The following is a 19861-nucleotide window of genomic DNA, read 5'->3' on the forward strand; positions in this document are numbered from 1 at the left end:
TCATATTATATTTTGTTCTTGAAGCTTTTAACTTCATTAATATTTTTTAATCCTGGTTCTATTTCAAATTTACTATTTACATCTAAGCCATAAATAGGTAAATTAGACTTTGCTATTATTTGTACTTGTTCTAAATCATTTAAACCAATACCACCGCTTAAAAAGAAAGGCTTATCAAAAGGATATTTTTCTAAAACAGACCAATCAAATTTTGTACCATTACCACCTCTTTCTTTTCCTTTTGTATCAAATAAAAAGAAATCTACAACGTCTAAATATGGTTTTAAAACATCAAAATCAAAAGTGTCTTTAATTCCGAAAACTTTTATAATTTCAACTTCATTTTTTGAAATATAATGCTGATTTTTTTCTTTTTAATCTGCTTATTTTCATCAATAAACAACAGCCTTCTTTCTGCTAATTGTTTTTTTAATTCGGTAATATAATCTACGGATTCATCACCATGTAATTGAACTGCATCTAATCGATATTCTTCTACCAAAGAAATTACAATCTCGATATATTCATTTACAAAAACACCTGTTTTTTTTATAGAATTAGAAAATTCGGGAATAATACCTTCAAAATTTCTTTTTGATTTTTCATAGAAAATAAAACCCATGTAATCTGGATTTACATCAGCCAATTGCTGAATATTTTCTGTAAACTTCATTCCACAAACTTTCAGTTTCATACCTATCTAATTTGACTGATAAATTCTTGACAAGCTTCTCCTGGATTTTCTGTTTTCATGAAATTTTCTCCAATCAAAAAACCTTGAAAACCAAATTCTTTTAATCCTGTAATAATTTTTGGATCAGAAATTCCGCTTTCAGAAACTTTTAAACAAGTATCTCGGTATTTGGCTAGAAAGTTTAATAGAGTGATCTAAATCTACTTCAAACGTCTTTAAATTTCTGTTATTAATACCTATAATTTTATTGTCTAAATCGTTAATTTTATCTAAATCTTCTTGTGTATGTACTTCATATAAAACTTCCAATCCTAAATCTGTTGCTAAATTTCCGTAGTTTTTTAGTTCTGTTGCAGTTAAACAAGAAGCTATTAAAAGAATTACATCTGCACCAATTGCTTTCGCCTCGACAATTTGAAAACCATCAACAATAAAATCTTTTCTAAGAATAGGTTTTTGCTGATTGATTACTCTTGCCTCCATTAAATCTGCCATCGTACCACCAAAAGAAGTATCTGTTAAGATAGATTGTGCTGCCACATTTGCATCTAAATAACCATTGGTAACCTCTGCAATTGTAGCTTTATCGTTTATAATTCCTTTTGACGGAGATTGACGTTTGTACTCTGCAATAATACCTGTAGAACCAACTTCTAATAACGATTTTTTTAATGAAAAAACAGTTCTACCAAAATTAGGACTTTCTACTAATTTCTTTACTGGAATTTCTGCTTTAATCTTAGCAATTTCCTTCTTTTTAAATGCGATTATTTTATCTAAAATTGTCATATTTATAATTATGAATTCTAAATTAAGAATTATGAATTTGTGTTTCTAATTGTTTTTTGAATACTTCCGATTATTTTTAAAATTTCTTCAATATCCTTTAATAATGATTCTGATTCTTGTTGTGTTAAAAAATCTGTATCTTTTAATAAACGAATCCAATAATGAGACTCTCTTGCTTCTTTATAAGCTATTGATAGTTTAGCAAAAAAGTCTTTTCTGCTTTGGCCTCCAATTGCTTCTTCTATATTTGCGCCAATTGATGTTCCTGATCGTAACAACTGTTTACTCAACACAAACTCTTTTTTTCTTGAGATAAATGTTTGTACAGTTTAACAATTCTAATTGCGAAATTATAGCTTTTGATTTGAATTATATTGTCCTTTTTCATCAGTCGTAATTTCTAACTCGTAATTAATAATTACTTATTCAAATTATTTCTATACCTAAGAAAAAATAAACAATTAATCCAACAATTAACCCAACAGCTGCTTGCTTAAATAATTCTTTTGTCTGAATACCTATTGCCAAACCAATAAATAGAAAACCAGGTACAATTAGAAATAAGTTCTTTTTCTTTTTTGCCATTATTTTTATTAAAAATATAAATGCTAAATACTAATTAATTTTTCTAATGTTTGTTTTGCTTTTAAACCAAATAATGATTGTTTGGCTTCTTCAAAAGCTGTTTCAAATGATTTAGTTTCATCAACAATTGTTAAAGCAAATGCTGCGTTTGTTAAAACTACGTTGTTTTGAGATTCAGTTCCGTTTCCCTCTAAAATAGTTTTAAATATTTTTGCTGCATCTGCCACAGAATTCCCTCCAAATATTTCTGACTGTTGTATTCTTTTCTGACCTAAATCTTCTGGATTAATTAACTGCTCTCCGTTTTTAGTAAACAATTTAAATCCGCTAGTTAATGATATTTCATCATAACCATCTAGTGCATGAATAATACCGTAATTGATATTTTCTTCTTGTAAAATATAATTATACAAACGTGCAACTTCTAAATTAAATGTACCCAACATGTGGTTTTTTGGTGAACTCGGATTTACCAAAGGCCCTAACATATTAAAAAACGTTTTTAATTTTAACGCCTTTCTTGTTGGTCCAACAGCTTTCATTGCTGGATGAAATTTAGGTGCATGTAAAAAACATATATTTGCTTTTTCTAAATGTTCTTTTAAAACATTTTCATCATTTGTAAAATTATAACCAAAACTTTCTAACATATCTGAAGAACCAGATTGAGAAGAAACCGAATAATTACCATGTTTTGCTACTTTTTGTCCTGTACCTGCAACTATAAATGATGTTAAAGTTGATATATTAAATGTATCTTTTCCATCTCCGCCTGTACCAACAATATCAATCGTATTAAAGTCAGAAAAATCTACTTTAATAGACAATTCTTTTAATGCATCTCTAAAACCCGATAATTCGTTTACGGTAATTGGTCGCATCATAAAAACCGTCATGAATGAAGCCAAATGGGCATCATTATATTTTTCTGATGCAATATCTATCAGAATTTGTTTGGCTTCAGATTTAGACAATCTCTCGTGATTGTATAATTTGTTTAAAATTGCTTTCATTACGAATTTGCATTGATAAAATTAGTAACCAACTGCTCGCCAACATCTGTTAAAATAGATTCTGGATGAAATTGTACAGCAGAAATAGGATATACAGCATGTTCAATTGCTTGTATTAAGCCATCTTCATCTCTAGCAGTTACTTTTAATTCTTCTGGAAAACCTTCATCTGTTGCTGCCCAAGAATGATAACGTGCTGCTAAAAATGTTTCTGAGACATCTTTAAAAATAGTCGCATTTTTATCTGTTACATTCATTTCTGTTGCTACGCCATGAAAAACATCATTAAGGTTGATAATTTTACCGCCAAAAACCTCGGTTATTGCTTGTAAACCTAAACAAACTCCAAAAATTGGTTTTACACCAGCATATGTTTTAATTACTTCTTTTAAAATACCAGCTTCATCAGGAATTCCTGGTCCTGGAGATAGCATAATCATATCATAATTTGCAACATCTGCAATACTTATTTCATCGTTTCTAAAAACTGCAGGAAAATTTCCTGTAATTTTTTCTACCATGTGAACCAAGTTATAGGTAAACGAATCGTAATTGTCTAATATTAATATTTTCATAATTAAAGCTTTTAGCTCTTGGCTCTTGGCTTTCAGCAAATAGCTAAAGGCAAAAAGCGAACAGCCAATTATATATTTTCTGCTAAAAACAACGCTTTCTTTAACGCTGCTAATTTATTATTAACTTCTTGTAACTCTTTTTCTTCATCAGAATGAATTACGATTCCTGCACCTGCTTGGTAATACAACACATTGTTTTTACTTACAAAACTACGAATTGCAATTGCCAAATTTACAGAACCGTCTAAACCTATAATACCAACTGCACCACCATAAAATCCACGAGATTGATTCTCATAAGTGTCTATTAACTGCATTGCTTTGTATTTTGGTGCGCCACTTAAAGTTCCTGCCGGAAAAGTATCGCCCACAATTTCTATAGGGTTTCCTTTTAATTGTCCGAAACTGTAGAAACTAAATGAATAACGTGACTAAAATACTGTACTTCTTTAAAAACCTCTACTTCAACTTTATCTGCATGCTTACTTAAATCGTTACGTGCCAAATCTACCAACATAACGTGCTCTGCAGTTTCTTTTTTATCTGCAGATAATTTTTTACCTAATTGAATATCTTTTGCCATATCGCCAGTTCTTCTAAACGTCCCAGCTATTGGATTAATGGTTGCTTTACCCGCAGAAATTTTAATTTGCGCTTCGGTGAAGATCCCATCAATTTAAAAGAACCATAATCAAAATAAAATAAATATGGCGACGGATTGATAGAACGTAAAGCTCTATACACATTAAACTCGTCTCCTTTAAATTTTTGTTGAAATTGACGTGATAAAACTAATTGAAAAACGTCTCCTCTTTTACAATGAGATTTTGCTTTTTTAACATACTCTATAAATTCTTCGCCTTTTACATTCGAAGTTTCGTCTCCAACAATTTCGAAACTTTGTGTATTAAAAGTTTGTGCATCTATAATTGTTTGAATTTCTTTTATTCTAGACTCAGAACCTTCTTCAATATTTTCAATCAATGTCATTTCATCATTAAAATGATTGATTGCAATAATAAATCTGTAAAAACTATATTGCATTAATGGTATTGCAGATGGCGCTTCTTTAACACTTAAATCTATGTTTTCGAAATATTGTACAGAGTCGTAAGTTGTATAACCATATAAACCATTAAATGATTTTAATTCTGCCGGACAATCTAAATCGATTGCTTTGCTATAATTCTCAAAAATCGCATTAAAATCTCTACCAATTTCTTGGTTAGCCAATTCTTCTCCTTTATGAGAAAATTTTAAATGATGATTCTCTGCTTTAATCGTTACAACAGGTTCTATAGCTATAAAAGAAAAACTTTCTTCTTTACTATGATAATCTGAACTTTCTAATAAAAGTGTATTTGCGTATGTATCTCTAAAACGTAAATACAAACCTACAGGTGTTATTGTATCTGCAATTTTTGTCTTAAAAGTAGTCTTAAATTGTATTTTCTTCATATTGATAATATGTAATTGTCTCGTAAAATTTACGGTAACAATTTGTTTGTTTAAAGAGAAATAAATGTTTCATTAACTTCTCGAAATGATGCTTAATAAAAAGCGAAAAGGCTTATCGTGAGATAAGCCTTTTTTTATGTTATATACATATAGGTTTCTTCTCACTTATTAGATAAGAGAGTTCCACCACCATGTATTGTTTGTGTTATTTTTCATACTTGCAACAAAAATAAGATAGAATTTTAAAATAAGCAACCTTTATTATGTTTTTGTTTTTCTTACGAAACCTAAAGCTTATTACTCTATATTTTTTTAAGAATGTTTTACTTTTTTGGTTTAAGATTTCTAGTAATTCTATTTCATTTCCATAATTTAATAGTTTAAAATCAAATGTATCATCTTCTACAAACCTTACAAACTCTTCTACCCTATGTTCGGAATGTTAAAATTATTTATTAAAAAATTAGAGGCTAAATAATATTTTATAGCTTTTACAGGAACCTCTGGTATACCAGCTTCTTTTTTATTTTTTACTTCTGATCTAAATAAAGGGATTAATAATTGATCTACAACGTTTACAATATTCAATCCATCTACAAGTGTTTGTTTAGGATAATGCATTTTATCTACCTCAACATTCTTTATTGTAGTTAATTCTGCATTTCTTTTCGCGCCAAAATAAATAACATCTTTTTTCTCTATAAACCTATTCGTAATCTCTACATCCGTTTGAAAGTTACCGGTTAATTTTCTAGTAGAAACTACAATCTCATCCAATTTATTAATTTCTTCTAACAAAAAAATAGTAACTTTTCTTGATGTTAAAATATCTGAATTAATAGTAAAATCGAAATCTTGATATTCTAGAGCTCTAACTTTTATGCTATCGTTTTCTCCAACTAATAAATCAAATTCACCTATTTCATTTGAAACTGCACCTTTCTTAGTTGAAGAATTAAAAATCGTTATTCCTTCTAAATCATTTCCTTCAACAATAATCTTTCCTTTAATATTCTTACGAATGATTTCTTGAGAAAATGAATGTATGCTTAAAAACAAAAAAATTAATGCTACTATTTTTTTCATAGACAACTGTTTTTACGGGCTTTATTTAAAACTGTTAATTATGTTTAAATATACGCAAAAAAAGCTAAACAAAATGAAGTTATTTTACTATTTTTTTTAATGTTTTTGCAACTATTAATAAATGAATACAATAACGATTCTAGAAAAACCAAAATCTTATTATCTCATAATTTTCACATTCATTTCTTCTACCTTTTTATCTGATAAAATTGATGGCGCATTAAACAATAAATCTTCTGATGTACCAGTTTTAGGAAAAGCCATCACTTCCCTAATAGAAGCTTTTTTCTCTAAAATCATCATTAATCGATCAACACCCCATGCAATTCCACCGTGTGGTGGTGCACCATATTGAAAAGCTTTATACATTGTTCCAACGCTTTTCATCATTTCTTCTTTATTGTAACCCATATTTTTATAAGTTGCTTCTAAAATTTCAGATTTGTGTGCACGTACAGAACCTCCGCCAATTTCATAACCATTTAAAATTAAATCGTATTGTTGGGCAATAATTGTTCCTATTTCTTCACCTTCTCCGTTCATATGCTTTTCTAAATCATAAATTGCTGGCATCGAAAAAGGATTGTGTGTAAATGTCCATCTTCCTTCATCTGTTTTTTCAAACATCGGAAAATCTACAACCCAAGCTGGTCTTAATTCCTTCGGATTAATCAATCTTAATATTTTTGCCATTTCTTGACGAACAGCGTCTAAGGCTTTATTTGCTGTGGCATAATCTGCTGCAGAGAAAAATACAATATCACCAACTTTAGCCTTTGTAGTGTTTATTATCTTTGCAGCTATTTCTTCTCCTAAAAACTTAATTATTGGAGATTGTAAATCGTTTTCATTAACAATAATATACGCTAAACCACCTAAACCATTTTGTTGTGCAATGGCAGTTAAGTTTTCAATTTGCCCTTTAGACATACGTTTATTACCTTGCTCTTTTGCAGAAACTTTAATGCATTTTACAATTCCGCCTTCTTCTATTGGCTTACTAAAAACCTGAAAAGTTGTGTCTTTTACAATTTCGGTAATATCTTGCATTTGCAAACCGTAACGCAAATCGGGTCTATCACAACCATATTTATCCATCGCATCTTTGTAAGTTATTACTTCAAAAGGATGTAAAATCCATTTTTTACCATAAATTTTTCTCACAACTTCATTAAACATCTTAGTATTTAAATCGATAATTTGCTGCATACTTACGTATGCCATTTCTATATCTAATTGCGTAAATTCTGGTTGTCTATCTCCTCGAGAATCTTCATCTCTAAAACAACGTGCTATTTGAAAATATTTCTCAAAACCACCAACCATTAACATTTGTTTAAACTGCTGTGGTGCCTGTGGCAATGTATAAAATGAACCTGCCTGTTTTCTAGTAGGTACAATAAATTCTCTAGCTCCTTCATCTGTACCAGCAGTTAAAATTGGCGTTTCAATTTCTAAGAATTCTTCTTCATCTAAAATATCTCTAAGTAACTTAATTACTTTATGTCTATTTACTATTGCTTTGCGAACTTCATCGTTTCTATGATCTAAAAACTTGTATTCAAAACGAACTTTTTCATTACTCTTTGCTGCTCTTTTAATTTCAAAAGGTAATGTTTTTGATAAGTTTAAAATCTCTAAAGTTGCAGTTTCTAACTCTAACTTACCGGTTCTTAAACCAGCATTATAATCATCTTCATTTCTTTTTACAACTACACCTCCAACAGAAATTACCGTTTCTGGTTTTAATTTTACCAATTCATCTAAATTAGGAAAAGTCTCTCTACTTAAACGAACTTGAAAAATTTGATAACTAGAATCACGTAAATCAATAAACATTAACTCACCGTGATCTCTAACACTTGCTACCCAACCAGATAAAACTACATTTTCTGAAATAGATGCTTCTGATAAATCTGATATTTTATGCGTTCTGTATTCTTCTTTAATTATGATAGGAGTTTTTTGCAACTCTTCCTCGCTTTTAGCAGTTGGCTGTTGACTTTTAGCCTTTAGCTTTTCGCTAACTGCTAAAGGCGAATTGCTAAGGGCTGAATTTTCGCTAACAGCGTTAAGAATCTCTTCACGAATTACTTTTCCTGAAGCTCCCTTACCAATAATTGCAATTACTTTACCAACTAAAATTCCAGCTTTTCCTTTGTTTCCGTTTTTAATATCATTTGCAATTGCTTCGTTTTCTGATATTACTTTTAAAACAGCAGCTTTAATTTTATCTTCTGAAATTGTATTGTTTTCAAAATACGTTTTATAATCAAAACTTGTATCTTTTAAATAAGATGAAATTCCGTTTTGCACTAAAACAGAAGTGATTTTATCTTCTTTAAAAAGTTTAAAAATTTCTATTAAATCATTTACATCATGAATGTTTTCGTATTCATCTGCAGCAATATTATTTACTAAGGTTTTAGCAACAAAAGAAGGATCTTTAATAGCATTATTAAGAGATACAAATGTTTTAGAACGCAAAGAATCTGCCGTAAAAAACTTAGCATCCTGCGGTAAAACTCCGCCTTTAATCAAAATAGATTCTACAGCAAAAGGTAAAGAACTAATATCTACACTTATACTTTCTACTACTTGTTTAATACTTACAAAAGGTAAATCTGGTTCTGATATAAAACGATAATCTGCTTCAAATTCCTTTTTACGCATAGTTTTGGTTTGCTTTAAATCTGCATCCCATAAAACCGTGGTTTGATCTGGTCTAAACGTTTTATTCTCTGTAAAATAATTAAGTTGTTTTTCAATTTCTTCTTTTAAAGCCTCTATCATAAACTTAAAAGAATTTAAGTTTTTAATCTCGGTTCTAGGATTTAAAATTGTCGTTCCTTTTTTTCTTAACGAAACAGAAACATCAGATTTAAACTCTCCTTTTTCTAAGTTAGCTTCAGAAACACCTATATTCTGCACAATTCTTTGAATATATTGCGCGTAGGTAGAGGCATCTTCTATATTTCTAATACAAGGTTCTGTAACAATTTCTATTAACGGCACACCAGCTTTGTTAAAATCTACCAAAGAAACTTTCTTTTCGTGCATTAATTTTGCAGCATCTTCTTCGATATGCACTTGTGTTAAATCTACTGTAAATTCTGTACCATCGTTTCTAAAACAAGAAACTTGCCCATTTGGTATAACAGGATTATGAAATTGAGTTATTTGTATATTTTTAGGATTGTCTGGATATTCATAATGTTTTCTATCCCAAGAAATAACTTCATTAGAAAATGTAGAGTTTACAGCTTTACCAAAATAAATCGCTTTTGTAATAGCCTCTTTATTAATTGCTGGTAAAACACCCATTTGACCTGTACAAACAGAGCAAATATTGGTATTTGGTATTTCTGTTTCTTCATTAGGACAAGAACAAAATAATTTTGTCTTTGTGTTTAAACGAACGTGTGTTTCTAAACCAATTATCAATTCTAAATCATGTGCTTTTAAAGCATCATTTAATTGCGCTAGTTCCATTATAAAATATCGTTTAAGAAGTTCGCAAAATGTAATACTTCTGCATCATTTTTTTTATCTGCTGTAATTTGTAAACCTGTATTTGTGCCTTTTGGTATTGTTAGTGTTGGTAATTCTCCTAAACTAAAACCAACCGTATAAGCATCAGACAAATACATTGCTAAAGGATTGTTTAAACTATCGCCAATTTTAGGCGGATCTTGAGGTGTTACTGGCGATAAAATAACATCTACAGCTTCGAAATCTTTGCTAAATCTTGCTGAAATTTGATCTCTTAAATTTTGTGCTTTTAAGTAAATTTCATCAGAAAAACCTTGTGATAAAACTTGATTACCACCAACAATTCTTCTTTTTGTTTCTTCAGAAAATTTTTCTGAACGGGTAATCGAATACGTATCTTTTAAATTTTCTCCTTCTACTCTATCTCCATAATTTGTACCATCTAATCTAGATAAATTAGATGCGGTTTCTGCCATTGCAAGCGTGTAATATGTAGAAACTAAAATATCTGCATCAAAAAAATCTAACTCTTTAACTTCAATTCCTTTCGATTTTATTTTATCTAAAGTAGCTAAGAAATCATCTTTTATTTCTTTAGAGATTGCATCTGTTTCAATAAAACTCTTAAAATAACCAACAGATTTTACATCATTTTTGGTTTCATCAGAAATTAATTCTGATGTATAAGTAGTTTGATCTTTTACATCTTTACCACTAATTTCATTAAGAATAATTTTGATATCTTCTATTGATTTTGCAATCGGGCCAACACAATCTGTAGAGGACGCATAAGCCATTAAACCGTATCGAGAAATTCTGCCATACGTAGGTTTTAAACCATATACTTTATTGTAACCGGCAGGTTGTCTAATAGAACCACCTGTATCGCCTCCAATAGAAAAAACTGTATAATCTTTTGCAACATTTACTGCAGAACCTCCGCTAGAACCTCCACCAACTAAATCAGGATTTACAGCGTTTTTTACTGCTCCGAAAATCGTATTTTCTGATGACGATCCATGCCCAAAAGAATCACAATTTTCTTTAACTAAAGGTATTGCACCTGCGTCTAACAATTTCTGAATTGCAGTTGCTGTGTAAGACGATTTGTATTTTTTAAGCAAATTAGAACTCGCCGTTGTATAGGTTCCTTGCAACATATAAACATCTTTTATACCAAACGGAATTCCTTCTAAAAGACCTATCTTTTCTCCTTTTGCAATCTTATCATCTACATTTTTTGCTAAATCTAAAGCAATATCATCTAATAACGCATTTACAGTATTATGAGAATTCTGCTTTAACAAATCTAACTTTGCTTGCACCAAAGCTGTACAAGTAATTTCTTTAGACACCAATTGCTGATGTATTTTTTTTATTTGCGAACTCATATTAATCTTCTATCACTTTAGCAACTACTAAAAAACCATCTTTTTCTTTCGGAAAGTTTTCTTTAATTATTTCTTTTTCTGTTAATGAACTTTCTATAACAACATCTTCTCTTAAATCATCTAAAGACACAACATTATTATAATTGACATTGGTAGTATTATTATTGGCTTTTTTAATTACGTCGAATAATTTATTAACCGATTCTGATGGTTTTGCTCCTTTAATACTAGACAAAATGTCTACCGTCATTATTTTACTCATCTCTTTAAATTTAGATTCAAAAAAAACCTTCCAAAAATTTGGAAGGCTTTATATATTTTTTTGACAACAACCTTCCTTTCCTATATATTAGGATTATTGAAATTACGATTATTGTTGTTAATTGTCATATTATCTATTGATATTGACAAATATATGTAGAAATTATGTTACAAAACCTTCTTTTTTATCATTTTATCTAGCCTTTACATAATCTACAATATATTGATGTTTAATTACTGATATGATAAAAAACAAAGCTTATTTAAATAAAAATTACTTTTTTAAAAGATAAAAAGAAAGCTGTAATATTAAAAATTCGCAATTTTTGATAAAACTATTTTCTTAAGGGAATTGCGATATTAGGATAATCTGTAATTAAGCCATCTACTCCCATTTCTAATAAATTAATCATATCTTGTTTTTTATTAACTGTCCAAGGAATAACTCTCATATTATTCTTCTGAATATTTTTTACCTCTTCTTTATTCAGTAATAAAAAGTACGGACTATAAATTTCTGGCATAAAACTTAACATTTTCATGTTTGTTTTAAAATCATCCTTATAAGTTAAAAAAGCCAATTTATAAGCAGGATATGTAGCGTGAATATACTCTAAAACTCTAGGATCGAAACTTTGTATCACAATTCTATTTAAAGACACCTTAGTCTTTTTTAATGTGTTAACCACTAAATCTGAAAACTCTTTTACAGATGGCTGATATCCATTTCTCTCATCTGTTGGTGTGCTTTTAATTTCAATATTATAGAGAATATTAGCATTTTTTTGCTCTGCAAAAGAAATTACTTCAGATAATAAAGGTTTATGAGCAGCAACTTTTTCTTGCTCAGGAAATTTAGAATTCCCTAAAGAACCAACATCGTATTTCTTTATGTTTTTGTACTTGTTTTTATAAATATTAAAAGCAATAGCGTTTTCTCTACTTAAAAGATTACCATCTACATCTAAAGTAATATCGTTATTCAACCAAGGTTCATGAGAAACAACTACCTTGTGATCTTTACTAACTACAACATCTAATTCTAATGTATTTACACCTAACTTTAATGCTTTTTCAAAAGCTTGTATTGTATTTTCTCGGTGATAAACCTCTAGCGCCTCTATGCCCTTGTAATTCAAAATTATATTGATTGTTTTTCTCTAAAATTACTTGATCAATAAAAGATACAGTTTCATTGAATACACCTTCCCAATCATTCGACCTTAAATCACAAGCAATTACATGATTGCCAGCTTCCGGAAAAGCTACTTTTTTCTTTTTATCAAAAGAAGTACCTAAATTACTATACATCTCTAGAATTGCGGCTACAGATACCACTTGATCTTGTTCTTTTTCATTTTTGTAATAATAACCAACAAAAACAGGAATCTTAACTTTTGCAAAAGTTTCTGGAGTCATATTACTTGTAAGCATTTTTATTAAAGCCTCGTAACCGTTAACGTGATATTTTGTAGACCAATATTTCGCTTGCTCCGCAGGCCTTTTTTGTTTTACAATTTCACTACCATTCATTTTTATAAAACCTGCTTTTCCTTCGGTAGTTAAAATTGTTTTAAAAGCAGGGTTTTTTAAACCGATAAACGGAGAATACATTACCAATCCTAAAACAGAAGTATCTTCTGATGCTAGTTTTAAACTCAATGTACCTCCTGTTGATGTACTAACTATAACAACCTTTTTACCAATTTTTTTCCCTATTTCTAAAGCTTCTTTTGCAGATGCTATATAATTTTCTGGTGTTAAATTAATAAAACTATCATCTCTATCTAAACCATGCTCTTTTAAACGAGATAAGTAAACATTTGCATCGTATTTTTTTGAAAGCATACTCATTACAGGCTCTCCTTCTCTACCACTTGCACCAAAACCATGTAAATACACAAATGCAATTGGAGATTGTTTTTCTTTATACTTATTAGACCAGATAATTCTAGCTTCATTACCAGGTTTCATTCCTTTCACACTTACTTCTTTATTCTTAATACTATTTTCTAAACTAGCTAAATCGAAAACTTCTTGAGAATTAAAAATAGCTACAGAGAAAATTAATAAAAAAAACGTTAAGATATTTTTTTCATTGTAAATATTTAAAAAGGTTTCTAAGACATCTTAGAAACCTTTGATTATTGTTTAAGTAATTAAAAGCTTGCTTTTAATTGAACACCAAAAAATCGAGGAGCACCGGCTATAAAAGTTGGTATACCAAAAGCACCACCAGTATTACCCGCATCGATAATATACTCTTTATCCAATGCATTATTCATAAAAAATGTAAGTTCATAATCTTTGTTAATTACCAAACCTGTTTTAAAGTTTAAAATACCGTACGCATCTTGCGATATGTTTGGCAAATTAGTTTCTTCAAAAAACACTTTAGATTTATAAGTGTAAGTTGGTCTAAAGAAATATCCTAAATTTTCATTAACATCTACGTTAAAATTAAATCCGGCAGAAAAAGAGTTTTTAGGAGTCAATCTAAAAGTGTTTCCTGCAAGTATTTGATCATTTCCGTTTGAGTCTTTATCATCGAAAGACGCATCTATGTATCCGTAATTAGCAAAAAAACTAGATGTTTTAGAAAACGCATATTGCATAGCTAATTCAAAACCAAAAGAACTAGCGTTACCACTATCTTCTGGCACAGAAGTTAAAATACCGTTTTCAAACTTTGTAATTGTTGTTTGAAAATTAGAATAATCATACACATAAGCATTGGCATCAAATTGTAAACTGTTATTAAAAAATAATGATTTTCCACCTACTTCATAAGACCAAACAATTTCGTCTGATAAAACTGTTGTTTCTGTTGCTGTAACTCTAATAACATTTGGTCTTCTTCCTCTAGAAGTTGTACCAAATAGCGTAATATTATCATTTATATCATAATTTACTGCAAAACGACCAACTGCAGATAAAAAACTTTCATTAGCTTCTATTTTTTCTTGATTAGTTGAAGCAAATAATACATTTGGAAAATTTCCTGACAAATATCCTAAGACTGATGGATTTTCTGAATCTATTACCTGAAAGCCTGCATTTATTTCTTCTAATGTTGCTCTTAACCCCATTGTAACAGACAATTTTTCTGAAACATCATAAGAAGCATCTACAAAAAGATCTCCGGAGTAATTTTCTCCAAAATTCGTATAAGTTTCTTTATTAAATGAATTTAAAGGAGCACCAGCAAGTGCACCAAATACATTAGGATCATTTGGTAAAGAAGGTGCTAAAATCGCTACTCCGTTAGAAACTAAAAAATCTGAATTTAAAAGTAACATTGCAACACTTCTTTCATCATACTCCCACGGTACATTTTGCGAACCATCTTCATAAAAGAAGTTTGCACCAAAGAAACCTCTAAATTTATCATCGGTATCAAAATTAAATCTAAATTCTTGACTAAATTGTTTCCCTTTAGATATTTCACTAAAAAATAATGCTGGTGCAACAGTTCCATCTGCATCAAAAGCCTCATTAGAATCAAACTCTCTATAAGCAGTTGTAGATGTTAAATCCCAAATATCATTAAAACTATGTTTTAAAATTGCAGTAGCACCCCAAACAGTTCTATCTAAACCTAATTCTTCTCCTCTTTCTAAATCTGCAAAAGTGTTCGGATTTGTATCTCCTCCTACAGGCGCAAACGTTCCACTTTTAAAAGATGTTCCAGGAGGTGTATCTTGTTGCCAATTAGCAATAAAATCTAAAGTTGTATCGTTATTTAATAAATATTTAAAAGACGTTCTAAAAGCAAGTGTTTCTTTCCCATTTAAATCTCCTCCAGAAATATTTTCTATAAAACCATCTCTTTTATTATAAATGGCAGCAGCTCTAAAAAATAACTTATCTTCTACTAAAGGCGCATTGAAATGACCTGTTGCTAAAAACTGATTAAAATTACCATAACCTAACTTTAAAGAACCGAGATGTTTCGTTTTTTGCTTTGTTTTGAATAATGTGCATTGCACCAATTTGAGCGCCCCTACCAAATAATGTTCCTTGCGGACCTTTAAGTACCTCTACACGTTCTATATCATAAAGTTCTACAACAGAACCTCTAGATTTACTAATTGATACACCATCTTGAAAAATAGAAACTCTTGGCTCTACTCTAGAGTCTCCGCTATCACTTGTAATACCTCTAATAACAATTCCAGGATTGTTAACACTTTGAATTTGTACTTGAAAACCCGGTACATATTCCGACAAGGCATCATATTCAAATGTTCCTTGATTTTCTATAAAATCTGTACCATAAGATGTAATAGCAATTGGTACATCTTTGTTTTTTTGTTCTCTTTTTTGTGAAGTAATTACAACCCCTTCTAACATAAAAGAACTCTCTTTTAAAACAAAATTTTGAGTGGTGACCATATTACTTATTTCAACTTTTTTTGAAACCGTATTATACCCTAAATATGATACTTCTACGATATAAGTTGCATAAGCAATTTTACTTAACATAAATTTTCCGTTTTCATCAGAAGTTGTTCCTTTAGACAACTTTTTGATGTGAACATTTGCTCCCATAATAGCCTCTCCATTATCAGAAGTTACAACTCCTTTTAAGGCTCCAACATTTTGTGAATTTATATTAACGATAGTAAAAAGCATTAAAAAAGTGAGTAAAGATTTAAAGTACATTTATTTTTATTTTTAGGTTAAATTAGACGGCAAATTTATTTCCTATCAGCCATAAAGATGTTAACCTAAAATGATACAATGGTTACTATTTCAAAAATAAAAAGTCTTTTTTTACATATAATTTACAATACTATAACATCAAATTTTCACACTATTAAACCTTAGATATACTAATTACTAATTCGTAAAGAGCTATCAATTGATAAACAAATTATTAAGAAATCTAAGTTTATTTTTAATACTTTTTTATCTATTTATTTTAATTAACATCTAACCATAAACTCACCTCTAAAAAGCTTTAATTTTCTTAAAAAACTAAAACCACGATTGTTTCATCCTTACAAAACATCAGTTTTAAGCTTATTTTGATGATTTTATTTTTAAAATAGAATTAAAAAGTAGTAAAATTAAAAATAAAGCCATTTTTAAGCGATTTAAGACGTTTTTAAGAAATCAACAAATGTTGATAATTTTCATACCAAATCGCTAAAAACTATTGAAAATTAGACTGAAAATTGTAAATTTGATTTTACTGAAATTCGTATTTGTAATAACGATTTTCATCAAAAATTAAAATTAACAATTCACTTTATATATAATGAGCGAAGAAAAAAACATAATTATTCTGCCGATAGTATTCAGGCATTAGAAGGTATGGAGCATGTAAGAATGCGTCCTTCTATGTATATCGGTGATGTAGGTGTGCGTGGTTTACACCATTTAGTATACGAAGTTGTAGATAACTCTATTGATGAAGCAATGGGAGGACATTGTGACACTATACATGTTACAATTAACGAAGACAATTCTATTACAACAAAAGATAATGGTCGTGGTATTCCTGTAGGAATTCATAAAAAAGAAGGTGTTTCTGCATTACAAGTTGTAATGACAAAAATTGGTGCTGGTGGTAAATTCGATAAAGATTCTTATAAAGTTTACGGAGGATTGCATGGTGTTGGTGTAAGTTGTGTTAACGCATTATCAGACCATTTAACTGCAACAGTACATAAAGAAGGTAAAATTTGGCAGCAAGAATACGAAAGAGGTAAAGCTTTATATCCTGTAAAAACGATTGGCGAAACAGACTTTACTGGTACCATTGTAACTTTTTTACCGGACAAGTCAATTTTTCAGCAATCTACAGAATACAACTACGAAACTTTAGCTACACGTTTGCGTGAACTAGCGTATCTTAATAAAGGAATTACAATTACTTTAACAGATAAAAGAAATACAGATGATGAAGGCAACTTTGTTTCTGAAACTTTTCATTCTGATGAAGGTTTACCGAATTTATAAAGTATTTAGATTCTACAAGAGAGCAACTAACAGCTTCTGTGATTTCTATGGAAGGTGAGAAAAACGGAATTCCGGTTGAAGTTGCTATGGTTTACAATACTTCTTACGCAGAAAACCTACATTCTTATGTAAATAATATCAATACGCATGAAGGTGGAACACATTTATCTGGTTTTAGACGTGGTTTAACAAGTACGCTTAAAAAATATGCAGATGAATCTGGTTTATTAAAAAATGTAAAGTTTGAAATTGCAGGAGACGATTTTAGAGAAGGATTAACCGCAATTGTTTCTGTTAAAGTTGCAGAACCTCAATTTGAAGGACAGACTAAAACTAAGTTAGGTAACAGAGAAGTTACTTCTGCAGTTTCTCAAGCGGTTTCAGAAATGCTTACCGATTATTTAGAAGAAAACCCTAACGATGCTAAAACAATTGTACAAAAAGTAATTTTAGCAGCAACCGCAAGACATGCAGCACGTAAAGCCGGAGAAATGGTGCAACGTAAAACTGTAATGAGTATTGGTGGTTTGCCTGGTAAATTATCTGACTGTTCTGAAACTGATCCTGCTCAGTGTGAAATATTTTTAGTTGAGGGAGATTCTGCAGGTGGAACAGCAAAACAAGGTAGAGACAGAAACTTTCAAGCAATTTTACCACTTCGTGGAAAAATCTTGAATGTTGAAAAAGCAATGCAACATAAAGTTTTTGAAAACGAAGAAATCAAAAATATGTTTACTGCTTTAGGTGTTTCTATTGGTACAGAAGAAGATCCTAGAGCCTTAAACTTATCTAAAGTTAGATATCATAAAGTAGTTATTATGTGTGATGCCGATGTAGATGGATCGCATATTGCAACTTTAATTTTAACATTCTTCTTTAGATATATGAGAGAAATGGTAGAGCAAGGGTATATTTATATTGCAACACCACCTTTATATTTAGTTAAAAAAGGTCAAAAAAGAGAATACGCTTGGGATGATAATCAACGTGATTTGATTGCTCAGAAATTAGGTGGCGGTGTAAACATCCAAAGATATAAGGGTCTTGGAGAGATGAATGCAGAACAATTATGGGATACAACAATGAATCCTGAATTTAGAACTTTACGTAAAGTTGTAATTGATAGTCCTACAGAAGCAGATAGAGTTTTCTCTATGTTAATGGGAGACGAAGTACCACCACGTAGAGATTTTATTGAACGTAATGCAAAATATGCTAAAATTGATGTTTAAAAAACATTGAATTTAAAAGTAAAAGCCTCAACAAATAGTTGAGGCTTTTTTTGTACCTATCTTTAGGTATTTTCCCCTTTTTTGTAGCAAAACGGTTAATATTTTAGCAGTCTATTAACATAATTTTATATATTCGCTTAAGTTTCCCCGTTAATTATAGAAACATAACTAAAACATAACTAAACATGAAAAAATCTATTTTAATTTTCTTAGGAGCCATTTCATTGGCCTTTAACACCAATGCTCAAGACGGTTTTGAAGGCTACTTATTAGCAAGTGATCAAGATCGTGGTAAATTAATAAATGCTTATATAAATCCTGCAATGAAAGGATTAATACATAGTATGAATAATGGTTGGTATCACACAGCAAAGGTTCATAGCCCTTTCGGATTCGACCTTTCTATTGGTTTAAATGCCTCTTTAGTTCCAGAAGAAGATGAAATGTTTACCTTATCTGGTTTAAACTCTATAAATACTGGTTCTATATCTGCTGCAACTGTTGCTGGTTCAGAAGACTTTACTCCATTAACAGCTGTTAGTTTTCAAGACCCAAATAATTCTGCAATAACTTATACAACAAGTTTTAACGCTCCAGGCGGTGTAAAAGAAAGCTTACCTCTTAATGCTGTTCCTGCACCTGCAGTTCAATTAAACTTAGGTTTACCTGCTAAATTTGAAGTTAGCTTAAGGTTGGTTCCTAAAGTTGGTTCTGACAATGTAAAAGGAGATTTATTTGGTATTGGATTAAAAAAAGAAATTACAAACTGGTTTGGTCCTTTAGACAAAACACCTTTACATGTTTCTATTTTAGCGGCATATACAACTATGAATGTTGATTATAACATTAAAGACAGTAACGCTGTAGATGTAACTGATGGAATTGCTCAATTTAAATTAAACTCATACAATGTAGAAGCTATAGCTTCATTAAACTTCCCTTTTATTAATTTATATGGTGGTTTTGGTTACGGTTCTGGTAGCTCTACGTTAAAGATGTTAGGAGACTATGAATTATCTTATGGTGGACAAACAAGAACTATTACAGATCCTATAGATTCTGAATTTAACGCTAGCGGATTTAGAACAACACTTGGTACAAGATTAAGCTTAGGGTTCTTTAAAATATTTGGTAGTTATACATTACAAGAATATAACACTGCTAATTTAGGTATTGCAATTAGCATTAGATAATTTTTATTTAAATATTCAACAAAAAAAGACATCTCGTTAAGATGTCTTTTTTGGTTTAAAATAGTTAAAAATTCGTCTAAAAAATTGTATTTTAGCGGGATATATTTTAAACAAATAAAAAACAT

14 protein-coding genes and 4 pseudogenes are annotated in these 19861 nt (G+C 29.9%); 2 read left to right on the plus strand and 16 right to left on the minus strand.

Annotated features, from left to right (window positions below; genetic code table 11):
* Positions 1-5 precede the first annotated feature (5 nt).
* The 16 genes and pseudogenes from ACZ1HD_RS12385 to ACZ1HD_RS12460 form a co-directional block, all read right to left on the minus strand.
* Positions 6-353, minus strand: a complete 348-nt coding sequence (locus tag ACZ1HD_RS12385) for a phosphoribosylanthranilate isomerase (protein ID WP_472689354.1) — start codon at positions 351-353, stop codon at positions 6-8.
* On the minus strand, positions 326-673 hold the full coding sequence (gene trpF / locus ACZ1HD_RS12390; protein WP_472687598.1) for a phosphoribosylanthranilate isomerase: 348 nt from the start codon (positions 671-673) through the stop codon (positions 326-328). Before trpF ends, ACZ1HD_RS12385 begins: the two co-directional genes overlap by 28 nt.
* Positions 674-696: 23 nt before the next feature.
* Positions 697-1483: pseudogene (gene trpC, locus ACZ1HD_RS12395) on the minus strand (indole-3-glycerol phosphate synthase TrpC).
* A 29-nt stretch (positions 1484-1512) separates the two neighbouring features.
* A pseudogene (locus ACZ1HD_RS12400) lies at positions 1513-1871 on the minus strand (four helix bundle protein).
* 38 nt (positions 1872-1909) lie between these two features.
* Positions 1910-2068 carry a hypothetical protein gene (locus ACZ1HD_RS12405; protein WP_472687599.1) on the minus strand — a complete coding sequence of 53 codons (159 nt, stop codon included), beginning with the start codon at positions 2066-2068 and terminating at the stop codon, positions 1910-1912.
* A 23-nt stretch (positions 2069-2091) separates the two neighbouring features.
* On the minus strand, positions 2092-3081 hold the full coding sequence (gene trpD, locus ACZ1HD_RS12410) for an anthranilate phosphoribosyltransferase (protein WP_079737084.1): 990 nt from the start codon (positions 3079-3081) through the stop codon (positions 2092-2094).
* Entirely contained in the window at positions 3081-3656 is a 576-nt protein-coding gene (locus tag ACZ1HD_RS12415) for an anthranilate synthase component II (RefSeq protein ID WP_340932889.1), read from the minus strand. The genes trpD and ACZ1HD_RS12415 overlap by 1 nt, the downstream gene beginning before the upstream one ends.
* 68 nt (positions 3657-3724) lie before the next feature.
* A pseudogene (locus ACZ1HD_RS12420) lies at positions 3725-5114 on the minus strand (anthranilate synthase component I family protein).
* Between the two features lie 423 nt (positions 5115-5537).
* Positions 5538-6200 (minus strand): carboxypeptidase-like regulatory domain-containing protein, encoded by a 663-nt coding sequence (locus ACZ1HD_RS12425; protein ID WP_472687600.1) that lies wholly within the window; start codon positions 6198-6200, stop codon positions 5538-5540.
* Between the two features lie 159 nt (positions 6201-6359).
* Positions 6360-9692, minus strand: coding sequence for a bifunctional amidotransferase subunit GatB/aspartate--tRNA ligase AspS (gene gatB/aspS, locus ACZ1HD_RS12430; RefSeq protein ID WP_472687601.1), 3333 nt, complete (start codon positions 9690-9692; stop codon positions 6360-6362).
* Positions 9692-11083: an amidase family protein gene (locus ACZ1HD_RS12435; protein ID WP_472687602.1), complete on the minus strand. Its 1392-nt coding sequence runs from the start codon at positions 11081-11083 to the stop codon at positions 9692-9694. The genes gatB/aspS and ACZ1HD_RS12435 overlap by 1 nt, the downstream gene beginning before the upstream one ends.
* A gap of 1 nt (position 11084) precedes the next feature.
* Positions 11085-11345 carry a hypothetical protein gene (locus ACZ1HD_RS12440; protein WP_472687603.1) on the minus strand — a complete coding sequence of 87 codons (261 nt, stop codon included), beginning with the start codon at positions 11343-11345 and terminating at the stop codon, positions 11085-11087.
* 334 nt (positions 11346-11679) lie between these two features.
* Positions 11680-12483 (minus strand): glycerophosphodiester phosphodiesterase family protein, encoded by an 804-nt coding sequence (locus ACZ1HD_RS12445; RefSeq protein ID WP_472687604.1) that lies wholly within the window; start codon positions 12481-12483, stop codon positions 11680-11682.
* The gene (locus tag ACZ1HD_RS12450; RefSeq protein ID WP_472689355.1) at positions 12419-13318 is read right to left on the minus strand and encodes an alpha/beta hydrolase; all 900 of its coding nucleotides are present in this window, start codon (positions 13316-13318) and stop codon (positions 12419-12421) included. Before ACZ1HD_RS12450 ends, ACZ1HD_RS12445 begins: the two co-directional genes overlap by 65 nt.
* 185 nt (positions 13319-13503) lie before the next feature.
* Positions 13504-15354 (minus strand): TonB-dependent receptor, encoded by a 1851-nt coding sequence (locus tag ACZ1HD_RS12455; RefSeq protein ID WP_472687605.1) that lies wholly within the window; start codon positions 15352-15354, stop codon positions 13504-13506.
* The gene (locus tag ACZ1HD_RS12460) at positions 15263-16009 is read right to left on the minus strand and encodes a carboxypeptidase-like regulatory domain-containing protein (protein ID WP_472687606.1); all 747 of its coding nucleotides are present in this window, start codon (positions 16007-16009) and stop codon (positions 15263-15265) included. The genes ACZ1HD_RS12455 and ACZ1HD_RS12460 overlap by 92 nt, the downstream gene beginning before the upstream one ends.
* Positions 16010-16663: 654 nt before the next feature.
* Here ACZ1HD_RS12460 and gyrB point away from each other — a divergent pair.
* Both gyrB and ACZ1HD_RS12470 read left to right on the plus strand, forming a co-directional pair.
* A pseudogene (gyrB, locus tag ACZ1HD_RS12465) lies at positions 16664-18543 on the plus strand (DNA topoisomerase (ATP-hydrolyzing) subunit B).
* 185 nt (positions 18544-18728) lie between these two features.
* Complete coding sequence (locus ACZ1HD_RS12470; RefSeq protein WP_472687607.1) at positions 18729-19736, plus strand: DUF6588 family protein; 1008 nt, start codon at positions 18729-18731, stop codon at positions 19734-19736.
* The last annotated feature ends 125 nt before the right edge of the window (positions 19737-19861 follow it).

It is taken from the genome of Polaribacter sp. HA6-7 (genome assembly GCF_055693625.1).

Coding starts and splice junctions, on each gene's coding strand:
- trpF (WP_472687598.1), bottom strand. CDS start 673: ATGAAGTTTACAGAAAATATTCAGCAATTGGCTGATGTAAATCCAGAT.
- ACZ1HD_RS12405 (WP_472687599.1), bottom strand. CDS start 2,068: ATGGCAAAAAAGAAAAAGAACTTATTTCTAATTGTACCTGGTTTTCTA.
- trpD (WP_079737084.1), bottom strand. CDS start 3,081: ATGAAAGCAATTTTAAACAAATTATACAATCACGAGAGATTGTCTAAA.
- ACZ1HD_RS12415 (WP_340932889.1), bottom strand. CDS start 3,656: ATGAAAATATTAATATTAGACAATTACGATTCGTTTACCTATAACTTG.
- ACZ1HD_RS12425 (WP_472687600.1), bottom strand. CDS start 6,200: ATGAAAAAAATAGTAGCATTAATTTTTTTGTTTTTAAGCATACATTCA.
- gatB/aspS (WP_472687601.1), bottom strand. CDS start 9,692: ATGGAACTAGCGCAATTAAATGATGCTTTAAAAGCACATGATTTAGAA.
- ACZ1HD_RS12435 (WP_472687602.1), bottom strand. CDS start 11,083: ATGAGTTCGCAAATAAAAAAAATACATCAGCAATTGGTGTCTAAAGAA.
- ACZ1HD_RS12440 (WP_472687603.1), bottom strand. CDS start 11,345: ATGAGTAAAATAATGACGGTAGACATTTTGTCTAGTATTAAAGGAGCA.
- ACZ1HD_RS12450 (WP_472689355.1), bottom strand. CDS start 13,318: ATGAAACCTGGTAATGAAGCTAGAATTATCTGGTCTAATAAGTATAAA.
- ACZ1HD_RS12460 (WP_472687606.1), bottom strand. CDS start 16,009: ATGTACTTTAAATCTTTACTCACTTTTTTAATGCTTTTTACTATCGTT.
- ACZ1HD_RS12470 (WP_472687607.1), top strand. CDS start 18,729: ATGAAAAAATCTATTTTAATTTTCTTAGGAGCCATTTCATTGGCCTTT.